Source organism: Kocuria rosea, from assembly GCF_023715525.1.
Classification (GTDB): domain Bacteria; phylum Actinomycetota; class Actinomycetes; order Actinomycetales; family Micrococcaceae; genus Kocuria; species Kocuria rosea_A.
Genome location: NZ_JAMBOG010000001.1, coordinates 62,403 through 86,020, shown reverse-complemented (window position 1 = coordinate 86,020; position 23,618 = coordinate 62,403). Strand labels below are relative to the sequence as shown.

The 23,618-nt window shown below is 74.1% G+C and carries 23 protein-coding genes and 1 pseudogene; 14 read left to right on the top strand and 10 right to left on the bottom strand.

All coding sequences use genetic code 11. The features are described 5' to 3' along the window. Positions 1–35: 35 nt before the first annotated feature. Together M3185_RS00420 and M3185_RS00415 are read left to right on the top strand one after the other, a co-directional pair. Positions 36–1,019 (top strand): cation diffusion facilitator family transporter, encoded by a 984-nt coding sequence (locus M3185_RS00420; protein WP_251331700.1) that lies wholly within the window; start codon positions 36–38, stop codon positions 1,017–1,019. Next, a complete protein-coding gene (locus M3185_RS00415; protein ID WP_251331699.1) occupies positions 1,009–1,374 on the top strand; it encodes a hypothetical protein in 366 nt (121 codons plus the stop codon). Before M3185_RS00420 ends, M3185_RS00415 begins: the two co-directional genes overlap by 11 nt. A 9-nt stretch (positions 1,375–1,383) precedes the next feature. Here M3185_RS00415 and M3185_RS00410 read toward each other — a convergent pair whose 3' ends face one another. Together M3185_RS00410 and M3185_RS00405 are read right to left on the bottom strand one after the other, a co-directional pair. Further along, positions 1,384–1,806 carry a DUF779 domain-containing protein gene (locus M3185_RS00410; protein ID WP_251331698.1) on the bottom strand — a complete coding sequence of 141 codons (423 nt, stop codon included), beginning with the start codon at positions 1,804–1,806 and terminating at the stop codon, positions 1,384–1,386. 46 nt (positions 1,807–1,852) lie between these two features. Beyond that, entirely contained in the window at positions 1,853–2,623 is a 771-nt protein-coding gene (locus tag M3185_RS00405; RefSeq protein WP_251331697.1) for a spermidine synthase, read from the bottom strand. A 144-nt stretch (positions 2,624–2,767) separates the two neighbouring features. Here M3185_RS00405 and M3185_RS00400 point away from each other — a divergent pair, with 144 nt between their 5' ends. Continuing rightward, complete coding sequence (locus M3185_RS00400) at positions 2,768–3,448, top strand: hypothetical protein (RefSeq protein ID WP_251331696.1); 681 nt, start codon at positions 2,768–2,770, stop codon at positions 3,446–3,448. On the opposite strand, the gene M3185_RS00395 is transcribed toward M3185_RS00400, so the two are convergent. Both M3185_RS00395 and M3185_RS00390 read right to left on the bottom strand, forming a co-directional pair. Then, a complete protein-coding gene (locus tag M3185_RS00395; RefSeq protein WP_251331695.1) occupies positions 3,432–4,733 on the bottom strand; it encodes a glucarate dehydratase family protein in 1,302 nt (433 codons plus the stop codon). The two genes, M3185_RS00400 and M3185_RS00395, sit on opposite strands and share 17 nt — an antisense overlap. 153 nt (positions 4,734–4,886) lie before the next feature. Further along, on the bottom strand, positions 4,887–5,699 hold the full coding sequence (locus tag M3185_RS00390; RefSeq protein WP_251331694.1) for an IclR family transcriptional regulator: 813 nt from the start codon (positions 5,697–5,699) through the stop codon (positions 4,887–4,889). A gap of 218 nt (positions 5,700–5,917) precedes the next feature. Between M3185_RS00390 and M3185_RS00385 the strand changes: the two genes are divergently transcribed. The 9 genes from M3185_RS00385 to M3185_RS00345 all read left to right on the top strand — a co-directional run bounded on the left by M3185_RS00385 (position 5,918) and on the right by M3185_RS00345 (position 15,459). Further along, entirely contained in the window at positions 5,918–6,904 is a 987-nt protein-coding gene (locus tag M3185_RS00385; RefSeq protein WP_251331693.1) for a tripartite tricarboxylate transporter substrate binding protein, read from the top strand. After that, entirely contained in the window at positions 6,901–7,410 is a 510-nt protein-coding gene (locus tag M3185_RS00380) for a tripartite tricarboxylate transporter TctB family protein (protein ID WP_251331692.1), read from the top strand. The genes M3185_RS00385 and M3185_RS00380 overlap by 4 nt, the downstream gene beginning before the upstream one ends. A 15-nt stretch (positions 7,411–7,425) precedes the next feature. Further along, positions 7,426–8,961, top strand: coding sequence for a tripartite tricarboxylate transporter permease (locus M3185_RS00375; RefSeq protein WP_251331691.1), 1,536 nt, complete (start codon positions 7,426–7,428; stop codon positions 8,959–8,961). A 44-nt stretch (positions 8,962–9,005) separates the two neighbouring features. Continuing rightward, a complete protein-coding gene (locus tag M3185_RS00370; protein WP_251331690.1) occupies positions 9,006–9,392 on the top strand; it encodes a universal stress protein in 387 nt (128 codons plus the stop codon). Positions 9,393–9,509: 117 nt separating this feature from the next. Next, positions 9,510–10,394, top strand: a complete 885-nt coding sequence (locus tag M3185_RS00365; RefSeq protein WP_251331689.1) for a LysR family transcriptional regulator — start codon at positions 9,510–9,512, stop codon at positions 10,392–10,394. Positions 10,395–10,548: 154 nt separating this feature from the next. Then, the gene (gene kdgD, locus M3185_RS00360) at positions 10,549–11,475 is read left to right on the top strand and encodes a 5-dehydro-4-deoxyglucarate dehydratase (protein ID WP_251331688.1); all 927 of its coding nucleotides are present in this window, start codon (positions 10,549–10,551) and stop codon (positions 11,473–11,475) included. A 36-nt stretch (positions 11,476–11,511) separates the two neighbouring features. After that, positions 11,512–13,131, top strand: coding sequence for an aldehyde dehydrogenase (NADP(+)) (locus tag M3185_RS00355; protein ID WP_251331687.1), 1,620 nt, complete (start codon positions 11,512–11,514; stop codon positions 13,129–13,131). Next, entirely contained in the window at positions 13,128–14,456 is a 1,329-nt protein-coding gene (locus M3185_RS00350; RefSeq protein ID WP_251331686.1) for an enolase C-terminal domain-like protein, read from the top strand. Before M3185_RS00355 ends, M3185_RS00350 begins: the two co-directional genes overlap by 4 nt. A gap of 19 nt (positions 14,457–14,475) precedes the next feature. Then, positions 14,476–15,459, top strand: coding sequence for an AEC family transporter (locus tag M3185_RS00345; RefSeq protein ID WP_251331685.1), 984 nt, complete (start codon positions 14,476–14,478; stop codon positions 15,457–15,459). Positions 15,460–15,513: 54 nt separating this feature from the next. Here the strand turns inward: M3185_RS00345 and M3185_RS00340 are convergent, their stop codons facing one another. Then, on the bottom strand, positions 15,514–16,809 hold the full coding sequence (locus M3185_RS00340) for a multidrug effflux MFS transporter (protein ID WP_251331684.1): 1,296 nt from the start codon (positions 16,807–16,809) through the stop codon (positions 15,514–15,516). A 146-nt stretch (positions 16,810–16,955) separates the two neighbouring features. Here M3185_RS00340 and M3185_RS00335 point away from each other — a divergent pair, with 146 nt between their 5' ends. Continuing rightward, positions 16,956–17,387, top strand: a complete 432-nt coding sequence (locus M3185_RS00335; RefSeq protein WP_251331683.1) for a MarR family winged helix-turn-helix transcriptional regulator — start codon at positions 16,956–16,958, stop codon at positions 17,385–17,387. Between the two features lie 62 nt (positions 17,388–17,449). Here the strand turns inward: M3185_RS00335 and M3185_RS00330 are convergent. Further along, positions 17,450–18,277, bottom strand: a pseudogene (locus M3185_RS00330) (DUF3500 domain-containing protein). 146 nt (positions 18,278–18,423) lie between these two features. Here M3185_RS00330 and M3185_RS00325 point away from each other — a divergent pair. After that, positions 18,424–19,902, top strand: a complete 1,479-nt coding sequence (locus M3185_RS00325) for a DHA2 family efflux MFS transporter permease subunit (RefSeq protein ID WP_251331682.1) — start codon at positions 18,424–18,426, stop codon at positions 19,900–19,902. 57 nt (positions 19,903–19,959) lie between these two features. Here the strand turns inward: M3185_RS00325 and M3185_RS00320 are convergent, their stop codons facing one another. From M3185_RS00320 to M3185_RS00305, 4 genes are all read right to left on the bottom strand, one after another. Continuing rightward, positions 19,960–21,012, bottom strand: coding sequence for a quercetin 2,3-dioxygenase (locus tag M3185_RS00320; protein WP_251331681.1), 1,053 nt, complete (start codon positions 21,010–21,012; stop codon positions 19,960–19,962). After that, positions 21,009–21,989, bottom strand: coding sequence for an alpha/beta hydrolase (locus M3185_RS00315; protein ID WP_251331680.1), 981 nt, complete (start codon positions 21,987–21,989; stop codon positions 21,009–21,011). Before M3185_RS00315 ends, M3185_RS00320 begins: the two co-directional genes overlap by 4 nt. Positions 21,990–22,073: 84 nt before the next feature. After that, positions 22,074–22,952 carry a LysR substrate-binding domain-containing protein gene (locus tag M3185_RS00310; protein ID WP_251331679.1) on the bottom strand — a complete coding sequence of 293 codons (879 nt, stop codon included), beginning with the start codon at positions 22,950–22,952 and terminating at the stop codon, positions 22,074–22,076. Positions 22,953–22,972: 20 nt separating this feature from the next. Beyond that, positions 22,973–23,596 carry a cyclodeaminase/cyclohydrolase family protein gene (locus M3185_RS00305; protein WP_251331678.1) on the bottom strand — a complete coding sequence of 208 codons (624 nt, stop codon included), beginning with the start codon at positions 23,594–23,596 and terminating at the stop codon, positions 22,973–22,975. Positions 23,597–23,618 lie beyond the last annotated feature (22 nt).

The window sequence follows — 23,618 nt, the reverse complement described above, 5'->3', positions numbered from 1 at the left end:
CGGCCGGGGCCGCGGCCCCGGCTTAGGATGGAGGCATGGCGCACGACCACGCCCGGGCCCACGGGCACGCGGGGCACGACACCGACCGCGGCCACGACCACGGCCCGGGGCACGCCCACGCCGGGCCCGGCACCGACCGGTGGCGGATCGTCACCGCCTTCGGGATCACCGCCGGACTGTTCGTCGTCCAGCTGGCCGGTGCCCTGTGGACGGGGTCGCTGGCCCTGCTCTTCGACACCGCCCACGTGCTCACCGACGCCGGCGGGCTGCTGCTGGCGCTGATCGCCGCACAGCTGTCCCTGCGCCCGCCCACGGCGCGGCGCACGTGGGGCTGGCGGCGCGCCGAGATCGTCGCCGCGGCCCTGCAGGCCGGGGTGCTGCTGGCCGTGGGCCTGTTCGTGCTCGTCGAGGGCGTGCGACGGTTCGTGCAGCCGGAGCCGGTGGCCTCCGTCGAGATGATCGTCTTCGGCGTGCTGGGCCTGGCCGGCAACCTCGTGGCCATGGCGGTGCTCGTGGGCGGGCGGCGCTCCAACCTCAACCTGCGCGCGGCCGTGCTCGAGGTGCTCAACGACGCCCTCGGCTCGGTCGCCGTGATCGTCGCGGCCGTGGTCATCACCCTCACCGGCTGGGTGCAGGCGGACGCCGTCGTCGCCCTGCTCATCGGCGTGCTCATCGTCCCGCGGACCATCCGGCTGCTGGTGGAGTCCCTGTCCGTGCTCATGGAGAGCGCACCGCCGGGGCTCGACCTCGCCGACGTGCGCGGGCACATCCTCGAGCTGCCGCACGTCGTGGAGGTCCACGACCTGCACGCCTCCCGCATCTCCTCGGACCTGCCGGTGCTCACCGCCCACGTGGTGCTCGAGGACGAGTACTTCTACTCCGGCGGCTCCGCCGAGGCGCTCGGCCGGATCCAGCGGTGCGTGGCCGAGCACTTCCCGGTCTCCGTCCAGCACTCCACGATCCAGCTCGAGCCCGCCGACCACGTCGAACCCGAGGTGTGCGCCCCCCATGACCACTGACACCCACGCGCTGGTCGTCTACGTCCCCGCCACCCACGCGGAGGCGGTGCTGCAGGCCCTCGGCGACGCCGGCGCCGGGCGCTTCGGCCACTACTCCCACGTGGCCTTCGTGAGCCGCGGCACCGGCCGCTTCACCCCCCTGCCGGGGGCGGACCCCGTGCTCGGCGAGGTGGGCCGCCCCGAGGAGGTCGACGAGGTGCGCATCGAGGTGATCTACTCCGCGGCCGAGCGCGAGCACGTCCTGCGGGCGATGGCCCGGGCCCACCCCTACGAGGTCCCGGCCTTCCACACCTTCCCGGTCCACGACCGGGGCCCGTCCTTCGACGAGCAGGGCCGGCTGCGCCCGGCCCCGTGAACCGGTGCCCTAGCCGCCCAGCAAGGTCGAGCGGATGAGGAAGCGCTTGCCCTCGGGGGCCTCCACCGAGAACCCCGAGCCGCGTCCGGCCACGACGTCCACGGTGAGCAGCGTGTGCTTCCAGTACTCGAACTGCTCCCGGGAGATCCAGAACTCCAGCCGGGCGGTCGCGGGATCGCCCGGCAGCGTGAACACCCCCAGCAGCACGTCCGCGGGGCCCGTGAGGAACTCGCCGGCCGGATAGCACATGGGCGCGGAGCCGTCGCAGCACCCGCCGGACTGGTGGAACATCAGCCGCCCGTGGACCTCCCGCAGCGTGCCCAGCAGCTCGACCGCCGCCGGGGTGAGCGCCACCCGGGAGAACGTCTCGCCCTCGATCGCCGGGGCGGAGTCCAGGACGCCGATCTGCTCGGTCTGGTCGGTCTTCTCCACGGTACGCTCCTCGGCATCGGGCACGGGCTCGGCGGTGCGACCCACGCTACAGCCGGCCCAGCAGTTCCTCCAGGCCCAGCCCGTCCAGCACGCCCGCCGGGTGCGGGCCCGCCGCCGCGAAGTGCTCCGCCCACGGCCGGGGCAGGGGCCGCCGCCCGCCCACGAGGATCAGGTTGCCCGGGTAGCGGCCCGTCAGGAGGCGCTGGTCGGCCAGGCACCACACGTCCGCGAAGACGGCCCGGGCGGCCCGGGCCTGGGCCGCGAAGAACGCCAGGCCCGGGTCGTCGCCGACGTTGACCGCCATGACCCCGTGCGGGGCCAGCAGCCCGGCGGCCTCGGCGTAGAACGACGGCTCCGTGAGGTGGCCGGGGTCGTCCCGGCCGGTGAAGACGTCGAGCACCACGAGGTCCACGGTCCCGGGGGCGGCGACGTGCGGCAGCGCCGCCCGGGCGTCGTCGACGACGATCCGCACGTCCGCCCCCGCCGGCAGGGGGAGGGCCTCGAGCACGAACGCGGGCAGCTCCCGCTCCAGCTCGACGGCGACCTGGGCGGACCCGGGCCGCGTCGCGGCGACGTAGCGGGCGAGCGTCAGGGCGCCCGCGCCCAGGTGCACGGCGGTCACGGGCTCCCCGGCGGGCGCCACGAGGTCGACGACGTTGCCGATGCGCCGCAGGTACTCGTAGAAGATCTCCTCCGGCCGGGCCAGGTCCACGTGGGACTGCTCGGCCCCGCCGATGGACAGCACCCACCCGCCCTCGGTGAACCCGTCCGGGGTGATCTCGGCGTGCACGCCGGCGTCCTTGAGGAATCTGCGCATGGGCCCATCCTCCCGCAGGGAACTCCCCGGCGCCTCTTCGGCCCCGGTGCTCCGGCCACCCACCGGCCCGCGGGCCGGCCCGCGGACGCCGCCGCGGTCGCCCACCGCCACGGGTCGGCCGCGCCGGCGGAGGGCGCCTCCGCCGTGCCGGCGTCCCGGGGCTCCGCGGGGGCGCTGTTCCGGGCCGGCGACCTGGCGCCCACGGCCGGGATGCGGGTGATGTGCCTGCTGAGCCTGCTCTCCATGTCCGGCCTCACCACGTGGTTGCCGCAGATCATGGACCGGTCCGGCTCCGCGACGGGCTCGGCGGTCTCCTTCCTGCTCACGTACTCGATCGGCGCGCTGGCCGGGACCGTCGTGGCCGCGGTCATCGTCCAGCGCACGGCCCTGAAGGCCATGGTCGTCGTCGGCTTCGTCTCCGCCGCCACCGCCCTGCTGATCGCCTCCCCGTCCTCCTCGCCCGCCGTGCTCACGGCGGCGATCCCGGTCGCCGGCCTCGGCGGCATGGGCACGCAGAGCATGGTCAACGACCACATCGCCCAGTACCACCCCGCGGCCGTGCGGGCCACCGGGCTGGGCCCTGTCGCTGGGCCGCGTCGGGGCCGTCGTCGGCCCCCCACGGCGCCTGGGCGATCACCGTCGGCGGGGGAGGGGGAGGTCGTGGCCGCCCGGGCGCTCCCGCCCCGACGGGGCCCGGGACGCAGCGCCGGCGGGAGGCGTCCGTGGCCGGCCTCGGCCGCGCGTGCCGGGGACGGGCGTCAAGCCGGCAGCGCGGCGCCGCCCGAGCGGGCCCGCTGCCGGGCCGCGCTCACCAGCGAGGGGTGATCAGCTCGTACTCCGGGTTGATCCGCTGCATGTAGCCCGTGTCGTCCCGGCCGCGCAGGCCGCACTCGAGGTACTGGCGGTGGAGCTTCTCCAACCCGTCGCGGTCCAGCTCCACGCCCAGGCCCGGGGCGGTCGGCACCGGCACGGCCCCGCCGGCGAAGCGGAGGGCGCCGGGCAGCACGACGTCCTCGTCCTCGTCCTTCCACGGCCAGTGCGTGTCGCAGGCGTAGTCGAGGTTCGGGGTGGCGGCGGCGAGGTGGACCATGGCGGCCAGGCTGATCCCCAGGTGGGAGTTGGAGTGCATGGACAGCCCCAGGCCGAAGGTCTCGGTGATCCCGGCCAGGGCCTGGGAGCGGCGCAGCCCGCCCCAGAAGTGGTGGTCGGAGAGGATCACGTCCACGGCGCCGGCGGCCACGGCCGGCGCCACGTCGTCGAAGCTCACCACGCACATGTTGGTCGCCAGCGGCATCGACACCGCCCGGCGCACCTGGGCCATGCCCTCGATGCCCGGTGTGGGGTCCTCGAGGTACTCCAGGATCCCGTCGAGCTCCCGGCCCACCCGGATGGAGGTCTCCACGGACCAGGCGGCGTTGGGGTCGATCCGCAGCGGTAGCCCGGGGAACTCCTCGCGCAGCGCCTTGATCGCCGCGACCTCCAGGTCGGGGCGGAGGACGCCGGCCTTGAGCTTCAGGGCGGTGAACCCGTACTCGTCCACCATCCTGCGGGCCTGCCGGACGACGCCCTCCGGGTCCAGGGCGGCGCCCCAGGTGTCCTCGTCGTGCCCGGGGTGGCCCGCCCACTTGTAGAAGAGGTAGCCGCTGAAGGGCACGGCCCCGCGCACGGCCCCGCCGAGCAGGTCGCTGACCGGGCGGCCGAGCAGCTTGCCCTGGATGTCGAGGGCGGCGACGTCGAAGGGGGAGAGCACGCGGTCGGCGGTGGACGAGCCGGTCACCATCCCGCTCATGCCGTGCCCGCCCTGGACGGTGTCCCGGGCCAGCGCGGCCGCGACCCGCTGCCGGAGGAGGTTGGTGTTGAACACGTCCGTCCCGGTGACGGCCTCGGCCGCCACGCGCAGGCGCTGCAGGTGGCCCGCGTCGCCGTAGGTCTCCCCGAGGCCGCTGATCCCGGCGTCGGTGTGCACCTCCACGATCGCGCGCAGGGCGAAGGGCTCGTGCACTCCCACGGCGTTGAGCAGGGGCGGGTCCTTGAAGGCCACCGGGGTGATGGTGACCCCCGAGACGCAGACCTGGCCGAGGAGTTCTTCCTGAATGATGTGCGGGGTCACGGGCGGGACTTTCTGGTGGGAGGGAGAGACGGGCGGGCGGCACCGGGCCGCCGGATCCTGCGCCGAGCGTAGACATCCGGCGTAATACAAGTCCAAGCCAAAAAAAGCACTGAACGATCCATAAAAGGTATTGAGCGGACTCCGGGGTCCTGCTCAGGCGAGGAGGCCGCCCAGCCCCCGGACGATCTGGAGGGTGACGTCGGCGGTCGAGCGCAGGGCGGCGATGATCTCCTGCTCGTGCTCGGGGGTCAGCCGCTCGATCGGCACCGAGCAGCTGAGGGCGTCCGTGATGCCGGAGCGGATGGGCAGGGCCACGCCGAAGCAGCGCAGGCCCGGCGTGTTCTCCTCGTCGTCGACCGAGTAGCCCCGTTCCCGGGTGGCGGCCAGGTCCTCCTTGAGCGCCGACCGGGAGGTGATGGTGCGCGGGGTGAGCGCGGTCAGCACGGCCGGCAGGTGGGCCTCCAGCTCCTCCTCGTCGAAGTGCGCCAGCACGGCCTTCCCCAGGGACGTGGAGTACGCGGGCAGGCGCCGGCCGACCCGGTTCCGGGTGCGCTCGTAGGCGGCGGACTGGTGGGTGGCCAGGTAGACCATGTCGGTGCGGTCCAGGCGCCCGTAGTGCACGGTCTCCTCCAGGCGCCTGCTCACCTGCTCCACGTGGGGCTGGACCACCTGCAGCAGCGGGTCGGTGTCCAGGTAGGTGGTGCCGGCCAGCAGGGCCCGGATGCCGATGCTGTAGAGCGAGTGCGTGGAGTCGCTGCGCACCCACCCCAGCTCGCTGAGCGTGCGCAGCAGCGCGTACATGCTGCTGCGCGGAGCGCCCATGGCCTCGCACAGCTCCCGGACGGTGACGGGCTCGTTGCCCCGGGCGGCCAGCACCTCGAGGACCTCCACGGTGCGGGCGGCGGACTTCACCCCGCGCACCCCGTTGCCCGCTGCCGGGCCTGCGGTCGCTTCCTGCTGCTCCATCTGGATCTCCCTCGGTCGGGCCTGGCGACCCTTGACAGTGATGTGTCTCATACACAACTATGAGTCCCATCACGAACTCTTGTCTACATATATAGACAGATTCCACGGACAAGACCGAATCGGGGATCACGGTTCCCGCGGTCCCGCACCGCCGGTCCGGCTCCGCCCCCTCGGTCGCCCGCGCCATCCGGCCCCTTCCAGCAGAGGAACGCTCCACGATGAACTCCCAGAAGCCCGCAGTCACCGCCGTCGCCGGCCTCGGCATCCTGTCGCTCGTCCTGACCGGGTGCGGTGGTGTCGAGACGGCCTCCGGCTCCGCCGACTACCCCACCAAGTCCGTCAACCTCACCGCGCCCTCGAGTGCGGGCGGCAGCACCGACCTCATCTCCCGCGCCCTCGCCTCCTCCCTCGAGGAGCCCCTGGGCCAGAGCGTCGTGGTGGAGAACAAGCCCGGTGCCAACACGGCGGTGGGGACCAAGGAGGTCCTGAACTCGGAGGCGGACGGCTACAGCACCGTCCTGGCCGCCGAGTCCCTGTTCGCCATCACCCCGCTGTTCGTCGAGGACCCCGAGGCCGCGACGATGGAGGACATGGCCGTCGTGGCCCCCGTCTCGGTGGAGGAGTACATCCTGGTCGTGAACAAGGACTCCGGCATCTCCACCCTGGAGGAGCTCCTGGAGAAGGACGACATCAAGTACGCCACCTCCGGGGCGGGAACCGGCGGGCAGTTCGGGCAGGCGGCCCTCTTCTCGCTGGCCGGCAAGAAGGCCACCGACGTGCCCTTCGACGGCGGGTCCGCCGCCGTGACCGCCGTGCTCGGCAGCCACGCCGACGCGACCGCCACCCAGCTCGCCGAGGTGAAGCCGCAGATCGACGCGGGCGAGCTGGTGCCGCTGGCCGTCTTCACGGCCGAGCGCAGCGAGTACTTCCCCGACGTGCCGACCGTCGAGGAGGCCGGCTACGACGTCGACGTCGTCCAGCGCCGCTGGATCGCCGTGCCGAAGGACACCCCCGAGGAGGTCGTCACCAAGCTGACGGAGTCCGTCGAGACCGCCAAGGACTCCCAGGAGTTCCAGGACTTCCTGAAGACCAACCTCATCGGCGAGTGGGACGGCGCGCCGGCCGACGTGACCAGCACCGTCGAGGAGGACCTCCAGACCTACACCGAGCTCGCGCAGGAGTACGGCATCGGGGGCCAGCAGTGAGCTCGTCGGCCGTCGCCCGCGGGGAGCCCGATCAGGACCACGAGCTCGAGTTCGAGGAGGAGGCCCCCCGGGGCGGGGCGACCACCGCACGCCTCGGCGCCCTCGTCCCCCTGGTGCTGGGGGTGTCCGGTGCCGTCGTGTCCGCGGGGCTGGGCATCGGCTCCCTCGGCGCCCCCGGCGCGGGGCTGTGGCCCCTGGTCATCTCCCTGCTCATGATCACGGCCTCGGCCACGGCCCTGCTCAAGGCCAAGCAGGACGACGACGTCGAGGCGTTCGACCGCGGCATCCTCACCGTGGTCCTCAGCGTGGTCAGCCTCCTGGCCTATGCGGCGCTGCTGCCCATGGTCGGCTTCGAGATCCCCACGGTCCTGCTCCTGTTCTTCTGGATCAAGATCCTCGGCCGGGAGGGCTGGCGCTCCGCCGTCACGGTGTCCCTGGTGGCCACCGCGGTGGTCTACGGGCTGTTCGTGCTCCTGCTCGCCGTCCCTCTCCCGCACCTCTTCTAGGAAGCGACACCCGGAATGGATATCCTCAACGACGCCCTCGGCGGCTTCGACGTGGTGCTGCAGCCGGCCAACCTGCTGTTCTGCCTGCTCGGCGTCACCCTGGGCATGCTGATCGGCGTCCTGCCGGGTCTGGGCCCGGCGGCCACGATCGCCATCCTGCTGCCGATCACCTACACGATGGAGCCGGCCAGCGCCATCATCCTGCTCGCCGGCATCTTCTACGGCGCCCAGTACGGCGGGACCATCACCTCGGTGCTGCTGCGGCTGCCGGGTGAGGCCTCCAGCGTGGTCACCGCCCTGGACGGCTACCAGATGGCGCGGCAGGGCCGCGCCGGCGCCGCCCTCGGCATCGCCGCGGTCGGGTCGTTCGTCGGCGGCACCATCGCGATCGTGGGGCTGACGTTCCTGGCGCCCCTGGTGGCCTCCTTCGCCCTGGACTTCGGCCCCGCCGAGTACACCCTGCTCGCCCTGCTGGGCATCCTGCTGGTGTCCTCGCTGGGCAACGGCTCGGCCCGCAAGGCCGCGGTCGCCGCCACCATCGGCCTGCTCCTGGCCACGGTGGGCCGCGATCCCGTCACGGGCGTCAGCCGGTTCACCTTCGGCTCGGACAACCTGGCCGACGGCATCGACTTCGTCATCATCGCCATGGGCCTGTTCGGGGTCGGGGAGATCCTCTACAATATGGCCACCCCGCCCTCGGCCACCTCCGGCACCCCGCAGTTCCGGCGGGCGCTGCCCACCGGCGCGGACCTGAAGCAGTCCTCGGGGGCCATCGCGCGCGGCTCCGTCTCGGGCTTCGTGCTGGGCGTCCTGCCGGGCGGCGGGGCCACGATCGCCTCCCTGGTGGCCTACGCGACGGAGAAGAAGCTGGCCAAGCGGCCCGAGCGCTTCGGCCGCGGCGCGATCGAGGGCGTGGCCGGACCGGAGACCGCCAACAACTCCGCCGCCACCAGCTCCTTCATCCCGCTGCTGACCCTCGGCATCCCCGCCAACGGAACCATGGCGATCATGTTCGGCGCGCTGATGCTGCAGGGGATCACCCCGGGCCCGGGGCTGATCAACGAGCACCCGGACGTGTTCTGGGGCGTGATCGACTCCATGTACATCGGCAACGTCTTCCTGCTGCTGCTGTCGATCCCGCTGATCGGGATCTTCGTGCGGCTGCTGCGGGTCAAGGCCACGATCCTCAACCCGCTGACCGTGCTGATCACCATGATCGGCGTCTACACCGTGCGCAACAGCGTCTTCGACATGTTCCTCGTCATCGCCTTCGGCGTGGTGGGGTACCTCATGAAGAAGACCGGCTTCCCGCCCGGGCCCCTCGTGCTGGCCTTCGTGCTCGGCGGGCTCCTGGAGACCTCCTTCCGCCAGTCCATCCGGCTCTCCGAGGGCAGCCTGGCGATCTTCGTCGCCAGCCCGATCGCCGTCACCCTGGTCGTCGCGATCGTCGTGGCGATCGCCGCGGCGCCGGTCATGGCCTGGCTGCTCAGGCGCCAGCAGGCGAGGACCGACGCCACGCTGCACACCCACGCCCAGGCCTACCAGGACTGAGCCGACGGCCGCTCCCCCGAACCCCCGAACGGAAACAGGTGAACATGAGCATCATCATCGGATACGTCCCCAACGAGCGCGGCGAGGCCGCCTACGCCAAGGCCCTGTCCCTGGCCGCCGGCCTCGGCCAGGAGCTGGTCATCATGAACAGCAGCGGCCGGCACTCCCACATCGACCCCCGCCTGGCCGCGGAGTCGGACCTCGAGGCCCTGGTGGCCCGTGCCCGTGAGGCCGGCGTCGCCGCACGGACCGAGCGCAGCGCCGGCGCGGACGGCCCCGAGGCCCTCATCGAGGCCTCCCACGCCGAGGACGCGGACATGCTGGTCATCGGCATCCGCAAGCGCTCCCAGGTGGGCAAGCTGCTGCTGGGCAGCGACGCCCAGCGCATCCTGCTGGAGGCGACCTGCCCCGTCCTCGCCGTGAAGGCGTGACGGGGGCGGGTCCGGTCCGGCGGCGCGGTCGCCGGACCGGACCCGCGCCACGGGGCGCCCGCCGGATCCGCCCCGCATCCAGCTGCCCGCCGATTCCCGCACCCCCCGGAGGACACCATGTTCACGCTGGACCAGGCCCGCAGCTTCATCGCCGTGGCCGAGGAGCTGCACTTCGGCCGCGCCGCCGAGCGGCTCAACATGACCCAGCCGCCGCTGAGCCGCCAGATCCAGAAGCTGGAGAAGGCGCTGGGCGTCGAGCTGCTGGAGCGGGACAACCGCCGGGTGGCCCTGACCGCGGCCGGCGTGGCCTTCCTCGCCGAGGCGCGCCGTCTGGTGGTGGCCGCCGACCGCGCCCCGGCGACGGCCCAGCGGATCGCGGCCGGGCGGGCCGGGATGGTGCGGGTCGGCTTCACCGCGGCCTCCGGCTTCAGCGTCCTCAGCCCGCTGCTCAGCGAGCTCGGGCAGGTGCTGCCCGACGTGGACGTGGACCTGCAGGAGATGGTGACCGACGAGCAGCTGCAGGCCCTGCTGGACGGTGACCTGGACCTCGGCCTGGCCCGCCCGCCCTTCGACCGGAACGTCTTCGAGTCCCGGCTGCTGCTCTCCGAGGCGCTCTGCCTGGCCGTCCCGCAGACCCACGGCCTGGCGTCCCGGGGACGGCCCATCGCCCCGGCCGACCTCGAGGACGTGCCGCTGATCATGCACTCCCCGACCACGGCACGGTACTTCTACGACCTCGCCGTGCGCACCGTCGAGATCGACCACCGCAACGTGGCCTACACCGTGGGCCAGATCGTCACCATGGTGGCGCTGGTGGCGGCCGGCCGCGGCGTCGCCTTCGTGCCCGAGTCCGCCCGCGCGCTCGGTCTCGCCGGCGTCTCCTACCTGCCGCTGGAGAACCACGCGCCGGACGCCGTGCAGCTGCACGCCCTCTGGGTGCGCGGCACGAACAACCCTGCCCTGAAGCGCCTGCTGGACGAGGTCCCCCTGCTCGCCCGCTGACCGGAGCGCCGGCGGCACCGCCCCTCCATCAATACCCGCACCGCATCGCACCATCCATAAAAAGGCTTAGACAGGCATAGACGGCCTTCCTAGGCTCATTGACGAACCACTGCCTCCCCGCCGCCGCGCGGGACCGAACGTAAGGACCACGACCATGGCCAACCACACCCCGCAGGAACTGGCGTCCCGGCTCAAGGAGGGCCTGCTCTCCTTCCCCGTCACCGCGTTCGACCGCGACCTGCTCTTCGACGAGACGGCCTACCGCGAGCACCTGGCCTGGCAGGCCAGCTTCCCCGTGGCAGGGCTCTTCGCCGCCGGCGGGACCGGGGAGGGCTTCTCCCTGGCCCCGGAGGAGATCGCCACCGTCGTGCGCGTGGCCGTGGAGGAGGTCGGCGAGCAGGTGCCGGTGCTCGCCCCGGCGGCCGGCAACACCGCCCAGGCCGTGCGCAACGCCCAGGACGCCGAGGCCGCCGGCGCCGAGGGCCTGCTGCTGCTGCCCCCGTACCTCACCGAGGCCGACCAGCGCGGACTGGAGGCGCACGCGGACGCCGTGTGCTCGGCGACGAGCCTGGGCGTGATCGTCTACAACCGGGCGAACGCGATCTACTCGGCCGAGACCGTGGCCCGCCTGGCCGAGCGCCACGAGAACTTCATCGGCTTCAAGGACGGCGTCGGCAACATCGAGCACCTCACCAAGGTCTACGCCCGCAACGGCGACCGGCTCTTCTACCTCGGGGGCCTGCCCACCGCGGAGACCTTCGCCCTGCCGCTGCTGCAGCTGGGGATGAGCACCTACTCCTCGGCGCTGTACAATTTCATGCCCGAGTTCGCCCTCGCGTTCTACCGCGACGTCCGCGCCCAGGACCGGGCCGCCGTGACCGACAAGCTCAACCGCTTCGTCCTGCCCTACATCGAGATCCGCGACCGGGTGAAGGGCTACGGGGTCTCGATCGTCAAGGGCGGCCTCAAGGCCGTGGGCCGCGACGCCGGCGGGGTGCGCCCGCCGCTGCAGGACCTCACCGAGGCCGACCTCGCCGACCTCAAGGCCCTCATCGACGCCAACATCCTCCAGTCCGCCTGAGCGCCCCGCCCCCGAACCAGCAGAGGATCCACGCCCATGAGCACCCAGACCATCACCCTCTCCGGCCACTCGATCATCGCGGGCCGTGAGACCCCCGGCAACGCCGGCACCACCCGCGGCATCGACCCCGCCACCAACGCGCAGCTCGAGCCGGCCTACACCCTGGTCGACGAGGCCCAGCTCGCCGAGGCCACCGCCGCCGCCGAGGACGCCGTCGCATCCTTCAGCAGCCTCGACCCCGGGTCCCACGCCGCGTTCCTGGAGAGGATCGCCGCCAACATCGAGGCCGTCGGTCCCGAACTGGTCGAGCGCGCCTCGGCCGAGACCGGCCTGCCGGGCCCGCGCCTGCAGGGCGAGCTGGCCCGCACCACCGGCCAGCTGCGGCTGTTCGCGTCCGTCGTGCGCCAGGGCGACCACCGCGGCGTGCGCATCGAACCCGCCCTGCCCGAGCGCACCCCCCTGCCCCGCCCCGACCTCCGCCAGCGCAGGATCCCCCTGGGCCCGGTCGCGGTGTTCGGCGCGAGCAACTTCCCGTTCGCCTTCTCCACGGCCGGCGGGGACACCGCCTCCGCGCTGGCCGCCGGGTGCCCGGTGATCTTCAAGGCGCACAACGCCCACCCGGGCACGGGCGAGATCGTCGGCCGCGCGCTCACCGACGCCGTGGCCGAGTGCGGCCTGCACCCCGGCGTCTTCTCGCTGGTCTACGGCCCCGGCGCGAGCATCGGCCAGGCCCTGGTGAAGGACCCGGTGATCAAGGCCGTGGGCTTCACCGGCTCCCGCGGCGCCGGCACCGCGCTGATGGCCACCGCCGCCGCCCGTCCCGAGCCCATCCCGGTGTACGCCGAGATGAGCTCCATCAACCCGGTCTTCCTCTTCGACTCCGCCCTGCGCGGTGACGCCGACGAGTTCGCCCGCGCCTACGTCACCTCCCTGACCGGCTCCTCCGGGCAGCTGTGCACCAACCCGGGCCTGCTGTTCGTGCCCTCGGGGGAGGCCGGGGACGCCTTCCTGGCCGCCGTCGGGCGCGCCCTGGCCGACGCCGAGGGCGCGACCATGCTCACCCCCGGCATCGCCGACTCCTGCCGGGCCGGCATCGACGCGCTGGGGTCCCAGGAGGGCGTCGAGGTCGTGGCCCGCGGCCGCGAGGGCTCCACCGCCAACGCCCCGGCCCCCGTCGTGTTCGGCACCGAGGTGCCCACCTTCCTGACCAACCCGGTGCTGCAGGAGGAGATCTTCGGCGCCTCCTCCCTGGCCATCCGCTACGGCTCCGTGGAGGAGCTGCTCGCCGCCGCGGCCCGGATGGAGGGCCAGCTGACCGCCAGCCTGTTCCTGTCCGAGGAGGACCACGCGACGGCGGCCCCGCTGCTGTCGGTGCTCGAGCGCAAGGTGGGCCGCATCCTCGCCAACGGCTGGCCGACCGGCGTGGACGTCGGGGACGCCATGGTCCACGGCGGCCCGTTCCCGGCGACCTCCGACTCCCGCACCACCTCCGTGGGGACGCTGGCGATCGAGCGGTTCCTGCGCCCGGTGGCCTACCAGAACATCCCCGGTTCCCTGCTGCCCGCCGCCCTGCAGGACGCCAACCCCTGGCGCCTCAACCGCCGCGTCGACGGCCGCATCCAGCTGGCGGGGACCGCCGAAGGAGACCGCGCATGAGCACCCAGCCGACGATCGCCCGGGTCGAGGTGGTGCCCGTCGCCGGCCACGACTCCATGCTGCTGAACCTCTCCGGGGCGCACGGTCCCTACTTCACCCGCAACGTCGTGATCGTCACCGACTCGCAGGGCCGCACCGGCCTGGGGGAGGTGCCGGGCGGGGAGAAGATCCGCGCCACGATCGAGGAGGCCGGGAGCCTGGTCACCGGGCAGCCGGTGGCCCTGTTCCGCACCTTGCTGCGCCGGGTCGCCGCTACCTTCGCCGACCGCGACGCCGGCGGGCGCGGCCTGCAGACCTTCGACCTGCGCACCACCGTGCACGCCGTGACCGGCATCGAGTCGGCCCTGCTGGACCTGCACGGGCAGTTCCTGGGCGTGCCCGTGGCGGAGCTGCTCGGGGACGGCCAGCAGCGCACGGCCGTGCCCATGCTGGGCTACCTGTTCTTCGTGGGCGACCCGGACAGCACCGACCTGCCCTACCTGCGGGAGCCGCACGGTGCAGACGCCTGGGAGCGGGTGCGCCGCGAGGAGGCGATGACGCCGGAGGCCGTGGTGCGCCTGGCCGAGGCCTCCCGGGAGCGGTACGGGTTCAAGGACTTCAAGCTCAAGGGCGGGGTGCAGGCCGGCGACGTCGAGGTCGACGCCGTCACCGCGATCAAGGAGCGCTTCCCGGAGGCGCGGGTCACCCTCGACCCCAACGGCGGCTGGCTGCTGGAGGAGGCGATCCGGCTGGGCCGGCGGATGCAGGGCGTCGTCGCCTACGCGGAGGACCCGTGCGGGGCCGAGGGCCGGTTCTCCGGCCGGGAGGTGATGGCCGAGTTCCGACGGGCCACCGGCCTGCGGACGGCGACGAACATGATCGCCACCGACTGGCGGGAGATGTCCCACGCGGTGCGCGCCGGCGCCGTGGACATCCCGCTGGCCGACCCCCACTTCTGGACCATGGCGGGGTCGGTGCGCGTGGCCCAGCTGTGCCACGAGTTCGGGCTGACCTGGGGCTCCCACTCCAACAACCACTTCGACATCTCCCTGGCCATGTTCACCCACGTGGGTGCGGCCGCCCCCGGCGAGATCACGGCGCTGGACACCCACTGGATCTGGCAGGACGGCCAGGGCCTCACCCGGGACCCCCTGGCCATCCGCGGCGGCGAGATCCAGGTGCCCGCCGCCCCGGGCCTGGGCCTCGAGCTGGACCGCGACCGCCTGGCGGCCGCCCACGAGCTCTACCTCGAGCACGGGCTGGGCGCCCGCGACGACGCCGCGGCCATGCAGTACCTGATCGAGGGCTGGAGCTTCGACCCCAAGCGCCCCTGCCTGGTCCGCTGACCGGACGGGAGACGACCGGATGACGGGGGTGCTGCTGGGCTTCGGCGTGGTGGCCGTGATCGCGGCCACCGGTTTCGCCACCGCCGCGCTGCTGCCCGGTGAGGCCCGCACCATGCGCGCGGGCCTGACCCCCGTCATCTACTACCTCACCAACCCGGCGCTGATGCTGGTGCTCGTCGCGGGCACCGATCTCGGGGCCGTGCTCGGGGTCTACACCCCGATCGCCCTCGCCACCGCCGCGGTGGCGGGGGCGCTCTTCGCCCTGTTCAGCGGCCTGCTCCTGCGCCGCGGGGCCGCGCGCACCGCCGTGGGGGCCATGGCCTCCTCCTACGTCAACGCCGGCAACATCGGGCTGCCCATCGCCCTCTACGCGGTGGGCAGCGCCGCGCCCGTGGTCTCGGTGCTGCTGGCCCAGCTGCTGGTGGTCGCCCCGCTGTACCTGGTGGTGTTCTCCCTGGCCACCCGCCCCTCCCGCCGGACCGGGCCGGGGGCGGCGACGGCGACCGGGACGGCGGCCCCGCAACGGGAGGGCCCGTCGACCCTGCGCACGGTCGTCAGGTCGGTGGCCAACCCGGTGACGATCGGCACCGCCGCCGGGGTGGTGCTCTCGGCCACCGGCGCGCAGGTGCCGGAGGTGCTCTGGATCCCCCTGGAGATGCTCGGCGAGTCCTCGGTGCCGATGCTGCTGCTGCTGTTCGGCATGAGCCTGCACGGCCGGCGCCCCTTCGAGCAGCGTGCGCTGGTCCCGGACGTCCTCGGCGGGACCCTGATCAAGCTCACGGTGATGCCGGCCGCGGCCTGGGCCGTCGGGCGGTTCGGCTTCGGGCTGGCCGGCACGGAGCTGCTGGGCGTCGTCGTCATGGCCGCCCTGCCCACGGCCCAGAACGTGTTCCTGTTCTCGTCCCAGTTCCGCATGCCGGCCAACGCCGCCCGCGACATCATCTTCCTCAGCTCGATCCTGTCCTTCCCCGCGATCCTGCTCATCAGCCTGCTCCTGCACTAGGCCCCCGCCGTCACCGGCCCCCAGGAGCCGGTGCTGCCGGCGGCGCTGCGCAGGTCAGGCGCGGGCCGCGGCGTCGTCCCCGCGGCCGGCGCCGGACAGCAGGTGGCCGGCCAGGGCGATCAGGGCGGCGGTGACCATGACCGCGGCCAGCGGCGCGGCGGTGCCTTCCCCGCCGACGCTCACCAGGGGCGAGACGGCCCCGGCCAGGGCGAACTGCGCGGCGCCCAGCAGGGCCGAGGCGGTGCCTGCGGCGTGCGGGACGGCGCCCAGGGCCAGGGCGGTGGCGTTGCCCATGACCAGGCCCAGGGCGGCCACGGCCACGAAGATCGGCACGGCGTACCACCCGGCGGGCACGCCGGCGGCCACGAGCACGGCCAGCGCGACCGTGGCGACCAGGACGGTCACCAGCCCGGCGCGCAGCAGGCCCGGCACGGAGCGGGTGGCGGTCAGCCGCCCGGAGACGCCGCTGACCACGCCCAGGGCCAGGGCGTTGAGCCCGAACAGCAGGCCGTACTGCACCGCGCCCAGGCCCATCATCTGCTGGTAGAGGAACGGGGAGGCGGAGATGTAGGCCATCATCACGGCGAAGGCGAAGGTGAACGCCACCGTGCTGCCCCAGAAGGTGCGCGAGCGCAGCCCGCCGCGGCCCGCGCCGGCGCGGGCGGCGCGGGCCGTGCGCCGCCCGCGGGGCAGGGTCTCCCTCACCACGGCCAGCACCGCCACGAGCATCACCACCGTGAGGGCGAGCACCACCCCGAGCAGCCCCCGCCACCCCAGCGGTCCCATGAGCAGGCTGCCGACGACCGGGGCCACGACGGGGGCGATGCCGCCGACGATCATCATGAGGCTGAAGGCCCGCGCCGCGGCACGCCCGGTGGCCAGGTCCGAGACGATCGCCCGGCCGATGACCATGCCGGCGGCCCCCGCCAGGCCCTGCACGAAGCGGGCGGCGACGAGGACCTCCACGGTCGGGGCGAGGGCGGCCACGACGCTGGCGGCCACGCACAGCACGGCCCCGGCCACGAGCGGGGGCATCCGGCCGACGCGGTCGGACAGCGGGCCGAAGACCAGCTGCCCGGCCGCCACCCCGGTCAGGAAGGCGGTGAGCGTCAGCTGCACCCACGTCGCACTGGTGTCCAGCGCCGTGGTCATGAGCGGGAACGCGGGGAGGTAGAGGTCGGTGGCGAACGGGGCGATGGCCGACAGCAGCCCCAGGACCACCAGCAGGCCCGCGGTGATCCTCCGGCTTCCCTCGGGGACGTCCTCACCGTTCGGTGCGGGGGCGGCGGCAGGGCCGGTGCCGGCCCCTGCGGCGGGGAAGAGGCGCTCGTCGGGTGGTGCGCTGTGCATGGATGCTCCCAACATAGTTCTGTTTGTATAATCGTATGCACCAGGAAGGAGTGTCCACGCCCATGCCGGTGTTCTCTTCGTCACCCTCGCAACCGCCCACGCCGTCGGGCTCGCCGTCGAGCCCACAGTCGGGCTCGGACCCGGCGGTGTTCGTCGACCTACTCCTCACGGCCGCCCGCGAGTTCCACGTCTGCCAGGGGGAGGACCCCGGGATCATCGAGCTGACCGCGACCGAGACCAATGTCATGCGCTTCCTCGACAGCCACCCGGGCGCCACCCCGAGCGAGGCGGCCGCAGCGACCGGCCTGCGGCGCAGCAACCTCAGTGCCGCGCTGCGGGCCCTGGAGCACAAGGGGCTCGTCGAGCGCGCGGGCGACGACCGGGACCGGCGCTCCGTCCGGCTGCACCCCACCCCCCTGGCGCAGACCAACCTGGCGCGGCTGCACGCGCTGTGGCGCCGCGCCCTCGAGGAGGCGCTGGAGGGCGACCGCTCCGGCCTGGACGAGGCCGTCGACCTGCTGGCCCGGCTCGAGGCCGGGCGCGCGCGGGCGCGCACGCGGAGCGCCGGCGCGCCCTGATCGCGAGGGGGCACCGTGAGGAGAGCCCTGCCGATCCGTCCCGTGGGCGGACGCGACCGCGCTCAGTGCGCGCCGGGGCGGGCCTCCTGCCACTGCCGCACCCAGGCGCGGCCGTAGTCGTTGCCGTGCGGGGTGCGCAGCACGGTGTGGACGTGGAAGTGCTGCGGGGTGTCGTAGTCGAGGAACACTCCGCAGTGGTGGTCCAGCTCGGCGATCACCACCGAGGACCGGATGCGGTGGTAGAAGACGTCCCCGGGTTCGTGCCCGCCGATCCAGCAGGACCACGTCTAGTCCAGGTGCTCGGCGACCTCCCGCAGCCGAGCCGCCCGCGGGCCTTCGGGCAGGGGGAGCACGAACTGCTCCACGACCGCCAGCACCAGCTGCTGCGCGTCCGCCGGCATCTCGGCCACCCGGATGCCCTCGAACGGGATGACCCGGTTGTCCTGGAACGCCCCGGCCAGGTGCCGCTCGTCACCGGGGTGCACCCGCCCTTCGGGCATGGCGGTGTCGACCATCTGCTCGTAGACGGTGGCGGCGGCGCGCTGGTCGGCGGGCAGGGCGGCCATCAGCTCGGTGCCCAGGCGGATCCGGTCGCCGAAGGCGGCGGTGCCGGCGTGGGGGCCGGCGTCGATCTCGTTGGGCTCGGCGCCGAAGAACACCGGGCTGACACTCATGCGGCCCTCGACCGCCCGGCAGTTCACCGCGCAGTGGTGGCCGGACAGCTGCCACCCCCACGGGGCGGTGGGGTGCGGGGTGCAGTGGAGGGCGATGTCGTAGCTGAACTCGTTGAGCACGTTCTCCAGGCCCACGACCTCCCCCAGGAAGCCGTTGATGAGCATCGTGTCGTGGGCCAGCCGGAGCCCCTCCGGGCTCAGGGAGGCCTCCGGCAACGCCCGCGCCGCGAGACGCGGGCGGCCGTGAGCATCCGGCGCCGGCCGCGGCGACGGCTCCGGCGCCCGCCCGTTCGGGGACGCGCGGGCGCCACCCCTATGCTCTACCGGTGACGTCCGCCCTCCCGCCCGAAGGAGACCTGCCCATGGCCACCGACCCGACTGCGCCCCCGGGGCCCACGAGCCCCCCCGCCCCCGCGGCACCGGACCAGGTCGCCGACCGCGACCGCGTCGTGATCGGCGTGCTGCTGGTCTCGGCCTTCGTGGTGATCCTCAACGAGACGATCATGGGCGTGGCCCTGCCGCGGCTGATGAGCGACCTGGCGATCACGGCGGTCGCCGCCCAGTGGCTCACCACCGCGTTCATGCTCACCATGGCCGTCGTCATCCCGGTCACCGGGTACCTGCTGCAGCGGCTGGCCACCCGCCCCGTGTTCCTCACGGCGATGGGCCTGTTCAGCCTCGGCACCCTCGTCTGCGCGGCGGCCCCGGGCTTCGGCGTGCTTCTGGTGGGCCGCGTCGTGCAGGCGTGCGGCACGGCCATCATGATGCCGTTGCTGATGACCACCGTGCTGACCCTCGTGCCCCCGGCCCGCCGCGGCCGGGTGATGGGCAACATCTCCGTCGTCATCTCGGTCGCGCCGGCCATCGGTCCGACGATCTCCGGCGTGATCCTCAGCGTGCTCGAGTGGCGGTGGATGTTCATCGTGGTGCTCCCCATCGCGCTCGCGGCGCTGGTGCTCGGCGGGATGCGGATCCAGGACGTCACCGAGCCGCGCCCGGCGCCCCTGGACCTGCTCTCCGTCGTTCTGTCCGCCCTGGGCTTCGGCGGGCTCGTCTACGGCCTCAGCGCCCTGGGCGAGGGCGGCGGCGGCGCCGTCCCGGCGTGGGCCCCCCTCGCCGGAGGGGCCGTGGCGCTGACCCTGTTCGTGCTGCGCCAGACGCGCCTGCAGCGCAGCGACCGCGCCCTGCTGGACCTGCGCACCTTCGCGTCCCGGACCTTCACCGCGGCGACCGTGGTGCTCGGGATCAGCATGATGGCCCTGTTCGGCACCCTCATCGTCCTGCCCATCTACCTGCAGACCGTGCACGGGCTCGAGCCGCTGGCCACCGGGCTCCTGCTGCTGCCCGGCGGGCTCGTGATGGGCCTGCTCGCGCCCGTCGTCGGGCGGGTCTACGACGCCGCCGGCCCCACCGTGCTGCTCGTGCCCGGCGCGCTGCTCGTCAGCGCCGTGCTGTGGGGGCTCACCCTCGCGTCGGCGACCACGCCGATCCTGCTGGTGCTCCTCGCCCACGTCGTGCTGAGCACCGGGCTGGCCCTGATGTTCACGCCGCTGTTCACCGCGGGGCTGGGTGCGCTGCCGCACAAGCTGTACTCGCACGGCTCCGCCGTCGTCGGCACGGTCCAGCAGGTGGCCGGCGCCGCCGGCACGGCCCTGTTCGTGGCCGTCATGGCCATCGGGGCCGAGGCGTCCGGGGCACCCGGCGTCGAGGCCACCGCCGCCGGTGTCCGGGCCGCGTTCCTGTGCGGAGCGGTCGTCTCGCTGCTCGCCGTCGTGGGGTCCTTCTGGGTGCGCCGCCCCGCGGCGGGCGTGACCACGCTGCCGCCGGGCGCGGCCCACTAGGCCGGCGGCGCGGACCGCGTGCGGGCGGGCCCCGTGTCCGTGGTGGGACGCCCGCCCCTACAGGTCCGCCGCCCGCACGCGCTGCGGGGGCCCGCCCACGACGACGACGTCCAGGTCCGGGTGGGCCTGCATCCCGCCCATGACGACCGAGGGGTCGATCAGGCCCTCGGTGTGCACGAGGTCGTCGGTGGCCACCCCGGTGACGTCGAAGAACGGCTCGAAGACGTCGGAGGTCAGCAGCCCGAGCATCTGCGTGTTGTGCGCGGCGACGGCGAAGCTGTGCACCGTGCCGGCCGGGGCGTGCAGGAAGTCCCCGGGGGTCAGCAGCACCTCCTGGCCGTTGACCCACAGCCAGATCCGCCCGGACAGGCACAGGAAGTTCTCGGTGTGCAGCCGGTGGAAGTGGCGGACGATGTAGGGCTGCGGGGCGGCCAGGGTGCTGACCGCGAAGTACCGCCCGCCCGTGTGGCGCCCCCGGGCCGCGTAGGCGTTGACGGCGTCGGGCCAGGCGCGGCGGTCCCCGCCGCGGTTGCGCAGGAAGTATCCCTCGGCGCCGGCGGGCAGCTCGTCGTCCCACACGTCCTGCGGGTCCACCTGCGGCAGCTCGTGCAGCCGGGCGTCGCCGGGCAGCAGCAGCTGGCCCGTGGAGGTCCCGGAAGCGGAGTAGACGTGGCGCTCCACCGCCGCGTCCGAGCCGACCAGGGCGTCCAGGGCCCCGGAGGGGGCGGAGAAGAACAGCAGCCTGCTCAGATGGGACAGCATCCGGTAGGCCACCGGGGTGCCCGCCGGGACGTGGATCGAGTCCCCGGGCACCAGCACGCGGGACTGCCCGGGCAGCCAGAACTGCACGCTGCCGTCGAAGACGTAGTAGGAGCGCTGGTGGGAGGGCAGGCTGTGGAACGGCGTCCCGGCTCCCCGCGGGCCGAGCACGAACGCGGCGTCGAAGAGTCCGCCCGTGTCCGCGCCGCGGGCGACGACCGTCCACAGCTGCCCGTCGGTCTCGAAGCGCAGGCCCTCGCCGGACGCGAGGTAGTACGGGACCGGCTCGCCGGGCAGGGCGTCGATCACGGGCGCGAGGCCGTGCACGGCCTCCAGGTCGATGGCGGTCACAGGGAGTCTCCTGTCGTGGGGCGGGTGGTCAGGTGCCGGCGGAAGAAGGCCTCGACGTGCTCGAAGCCGAAGCCGCGGTCCTCGTCGGGGGCGCCCGGGCGCTCGGAGGTGCGGTAGCGGGCGGGGGCGGCTCCCTCGGCGGCGAGGCGCCCGTCGTCCATCACGCGGGCCAGCTCGACGTCCAGGCGCCCGGCCGGGTTGAGGAACCCGTGCTTGTAGCCCTCGACCAGGTAGAGCTCGCTGGCCGCGCCGGCGGCGACGAGGGCCTCGTGCAGCCGCTCGCTCTGCCGGTGCGGGACCAGGACGTCACCGGTGCCGTGGGAGATCTGGAACGGGGGAGCGGCACCGCTCACCCGGGCCAGCGGGCTCGCCGCCCGGGCCAGGTCCGGGCGGCCGGCGGCCGGCCCGCCCAGCAGCCGGGCCTCGGGGGTGCTCGTCCTGTCCGCGCCGGGGAGGGTGGTCTGCGCCGCGTCGGCCCCGGCGGTCAGGTCGGCCGGGCCGTAGGACTCCGCGACGGCCTGCACGGAGGCGTCCCCGGCGGTGTCCTCCTCGCCGGGGAGGCCCGGCAGGTGGCCGGTGAGCCCGGCCAGGGCGGCCAGGTGGCCACCGGCCGAGGAGCCCCACAGCCCCACCGCCCGCGGGTCGAGACCGAGCTGCCCCGCGGAGGCGCGCAGGAAGCGGATCGCGGCGCGGACGTCGTGCAGCTGGGCGGGGAACAGCGCCTGCCCGGAGAGCCGGTACTCGATGCTCGCCATGGCGCACCCGGTGGTGGCCGCGTGGCGGGCGAGGTCCGGGGCGAGGGTCCGGTCCCCGGTGAACCAGCCGCCCCCGTGCAGCCACAGCACCACCGGCACGGGCGCCCCGGTGGCGGGCGGTCGGTGGAGGTCCAGGAGCAGGTCGCCGGTTCCCCGGCGGGCGTACACGAGGCCGGCGTCGACGCGCACGGCCGCGACGGAGGAGGGAGGGTTCTGGGGCATGCCCTCCATCCTGTGCGGTCCGCCGCGGGGCGGCCAGCGGGAGTTCCCGCAGGGCCGTTCGGCCGCGCCGAACGGTCCGGCGGCTCAGGGGTGCGCCAGCTCGGCGGCGAGCCGCGCGAACTCCTCCAGCGGGCCGGGCCGCGGACCGGGGCGCAGGTACAGGTAGCTGGTGGCCGGGGGCGCGTCCTCGACGGGCACGAAGCGCACGCCGGGACGGGCGTAGCTCGCCTGCGCGGACTCCCCGGCGATGTTGACGCCCAGCCCGGCCCCGCACAGCTCCAGGACCTCCTCGAAGCTGCGGGCCACCGGCAGCAGCCGGGGGGCGGCGCCGTCCGCGGAGGCCAGGGCCGGGAACCAGCGCCCGGCGACCGCCCCGTCCTCGACCGACACGAAGGTCTCCCCGGCGAGCTCCGCCAGGCGCACCGAGCCCCGGCCAGCGAACCGGTGCTGCTCCGGGACCACGAGCACGCACCCCTCCTCCCACAGCCGCAGGGCCGGGAACTGCTGGGCCGGTGCCTCGCCGATCTCGGCGACGAACGCGCAGTCCACCTCGCCCCGGGCGAGCGCGCCGTGGCAGCCGAGGAAGCCCAGCTGCCGGATCTCCCACTGCACCTGCGGCATCCGCCGGGCCGCCGCCGCCATGATCGTGCGGAAGCCGGGGCTGGAGACCATCAGCCCGATCCGCAGGCGCTGCCCGCCCGCGACGGCCTCGGCCCAGCCCACGACGTCCTCCATGGCCGCCACGGCCGCCCGCGCCCGCGGGATCAGCTCGCGGCCGTCCGCGGTCAGCTCGACGCGGCGGGAGGAGCGGCGGAACAGCCGGCGGGAGAGCCGCCGCTCCAGGGCGGAGACCTGCTCGCTGAGCGAGGAGGGGCTCAGGTGCAGCCGTGCGGCGGCGCGGCCGAAGTGGAGCTCCTCGGCCACGGCCAGGAAGCACCGGAGGTGGTGGATGGTGAGGTCCACGGCGCTGGGGATCCGTCCGCTCAGCCCCGCACGCGCTCCCGGATCCGGCGGGTGAGCTCCGCGGCGTCCTCGACGGCCTGCTCCGCGCGGCCCACCTCCGAGCGCAGCTCCTCCTGCACGGCGGGGTCCTTGAGGGAGCGCAGGTTGATCTCGAGGGTGACGAGCGCCGTGGCGACGGCGGCCCGCGCCGCCTCGGACGCCGCGGCCACGTCGCTGAGGACGTTGGGGTTGCACCAGCCCGTCAGCTCCCGGGCCAGGCCGACGACCTCCGCGCCCACGCCGATCAGCTGCTGCGGGGGCCGGGCGGCCCCCGCCGTGGCCTCCTGGATGGCCCGGGAGCGCTCCGTGCGCTCCTCCTCGGAGCCGGCGGGCAGGGCGTAGGCCTCGGCGAGCGCCCCGAAGGCCTCGGCGTCGGCGTCGGCCAGGCGCAGCGCGTCCGGGATCAGCTCCTCGGCGCGCGCGGCCGCCCGCTCGGCGTCCTGTGCGTGCCCGGCGTGGTCGGGGCCGGTGGTGTAGCGGGCGGCCATCGCGAGCAGCGCCGCGCCCAGGGCTGCCTGGAGGGCCCCGGCGGCGCCGCCCCCGGGGGCGGGCTCACCCGAGGCCATGCGCTCGACGTAGGCCTGGACGTTCTCCGAACTGATCACGGTCGTTCCTTCCGACGGCGGA

Excerpts from the sequence above, each read along its gene's own strand:
- M3185_RS00420 (WP_251331700.1), top strand. The coding sequence starts at position 36 with ATGGCGCACGACCACGCCCGGGCCCACGGGCACGCGGGGCACGACACC.
- M3185_RS00415 (WP_251331699.1), top strand. The coding sequence starts at position 1,009 with ATGACCACTGACACCCACGCGCTGGTCGTCTACGTCCCCGCCACCCAC.
- M3185_RS00405 (WP_251331697.1), bottom strand. The coding sequence starts at position 2,623 with ATGCGCAGATTCCTCAAGGACGCCGGCGTGCACGCCGAGATCACCCCG.
- M3185_RS00390 (WP_251331694.1), bottom strand. The coding sequence starts at position 5,699 with ATGGAGCAGCAGGAAGCGACCGCAGGCCCGGCAGCGGGCAACGGGGTG.
- M3185_RS00385 (WP_251331693.1), top strand. The coding sequence starts at position 5,918 with ATGAACTCCCAGAAGCCCGCAGTCACCGCCGTCGCCGGCCTCGGCATC.
- M3185_RS00375 (WP_251331691.1), top strand. The coding sequence starts at position 7,426 with ATGGATATCCTCAACGACGCCCTCGGCGGCTTCGACGTGGTGCTGCAG.
- M3185_RS00370 (WP_251331690.1), top strand. The coding sequence starts at position 9,006 with ATGAGCATCATCATCGGATACGTCCCCAACGAGCGCGGCGAGGCCGCC.
- M3185_RS00365 (WP_251331689.1), top strand. The coding sequence starts at position 9,510 with ATGTTCACGCTGGACCAGGCCCGCAGCTTCATCGCCGTGGCCGAGGAG.
- kdgD (WP_251331688.1), top strand. The coding sequence starts at position 10,549 with ATGGCCAACCACACCCCGCAGGAACTGGCGTCCCGGCTCAAGGAGGGC.
- M3185_RS00355 (WP_251331687.1), top strand. The coding sequence starts at position 11,512 with ATGAGCACCCAGACCATCACCCTCTCCGGCCACTCGATCATCGCGGGC.
- M3185_RS00350 (WP_251331686.1), top strand. The coding sequence starts at position 13,128 with ATGAGCACCCAGCCGACGATCGCCCGGGTCGAGGTGGTGCCCGTCGCC.
- M3185_RS00345 (WP_251331685.1), top strand. The coding sequence starts at position 14,476 with ATGACGGGGGTGCTGCTGGGCTTCGGCGTGGTGGCCGTGATCGCGGCC.
- M3185_RS00340 (WP_251331684.1), bottom strand. The coding sequence starts at position 16,809 with ATGCACAGCGCACCACCCGACGAGCGCCTCTTCCCCGCCGCAGGGGCC.
- M3185_RS00325 (WP_251331682.1), top strand. The coding sequence starts at position 18,424 with ATGGCCACCGACCCGACTGCGCCCCCGGGGCCCACGAGCCCCCCCGCC.
- M3185_RS00315 (WP_251331680.1), bottom strand. The coding sequence starts at position 21,989 with ATGCCCCAGAACCCTCCCTCCTCCGTCGCGGCCGTGCGCGTCGACGCC.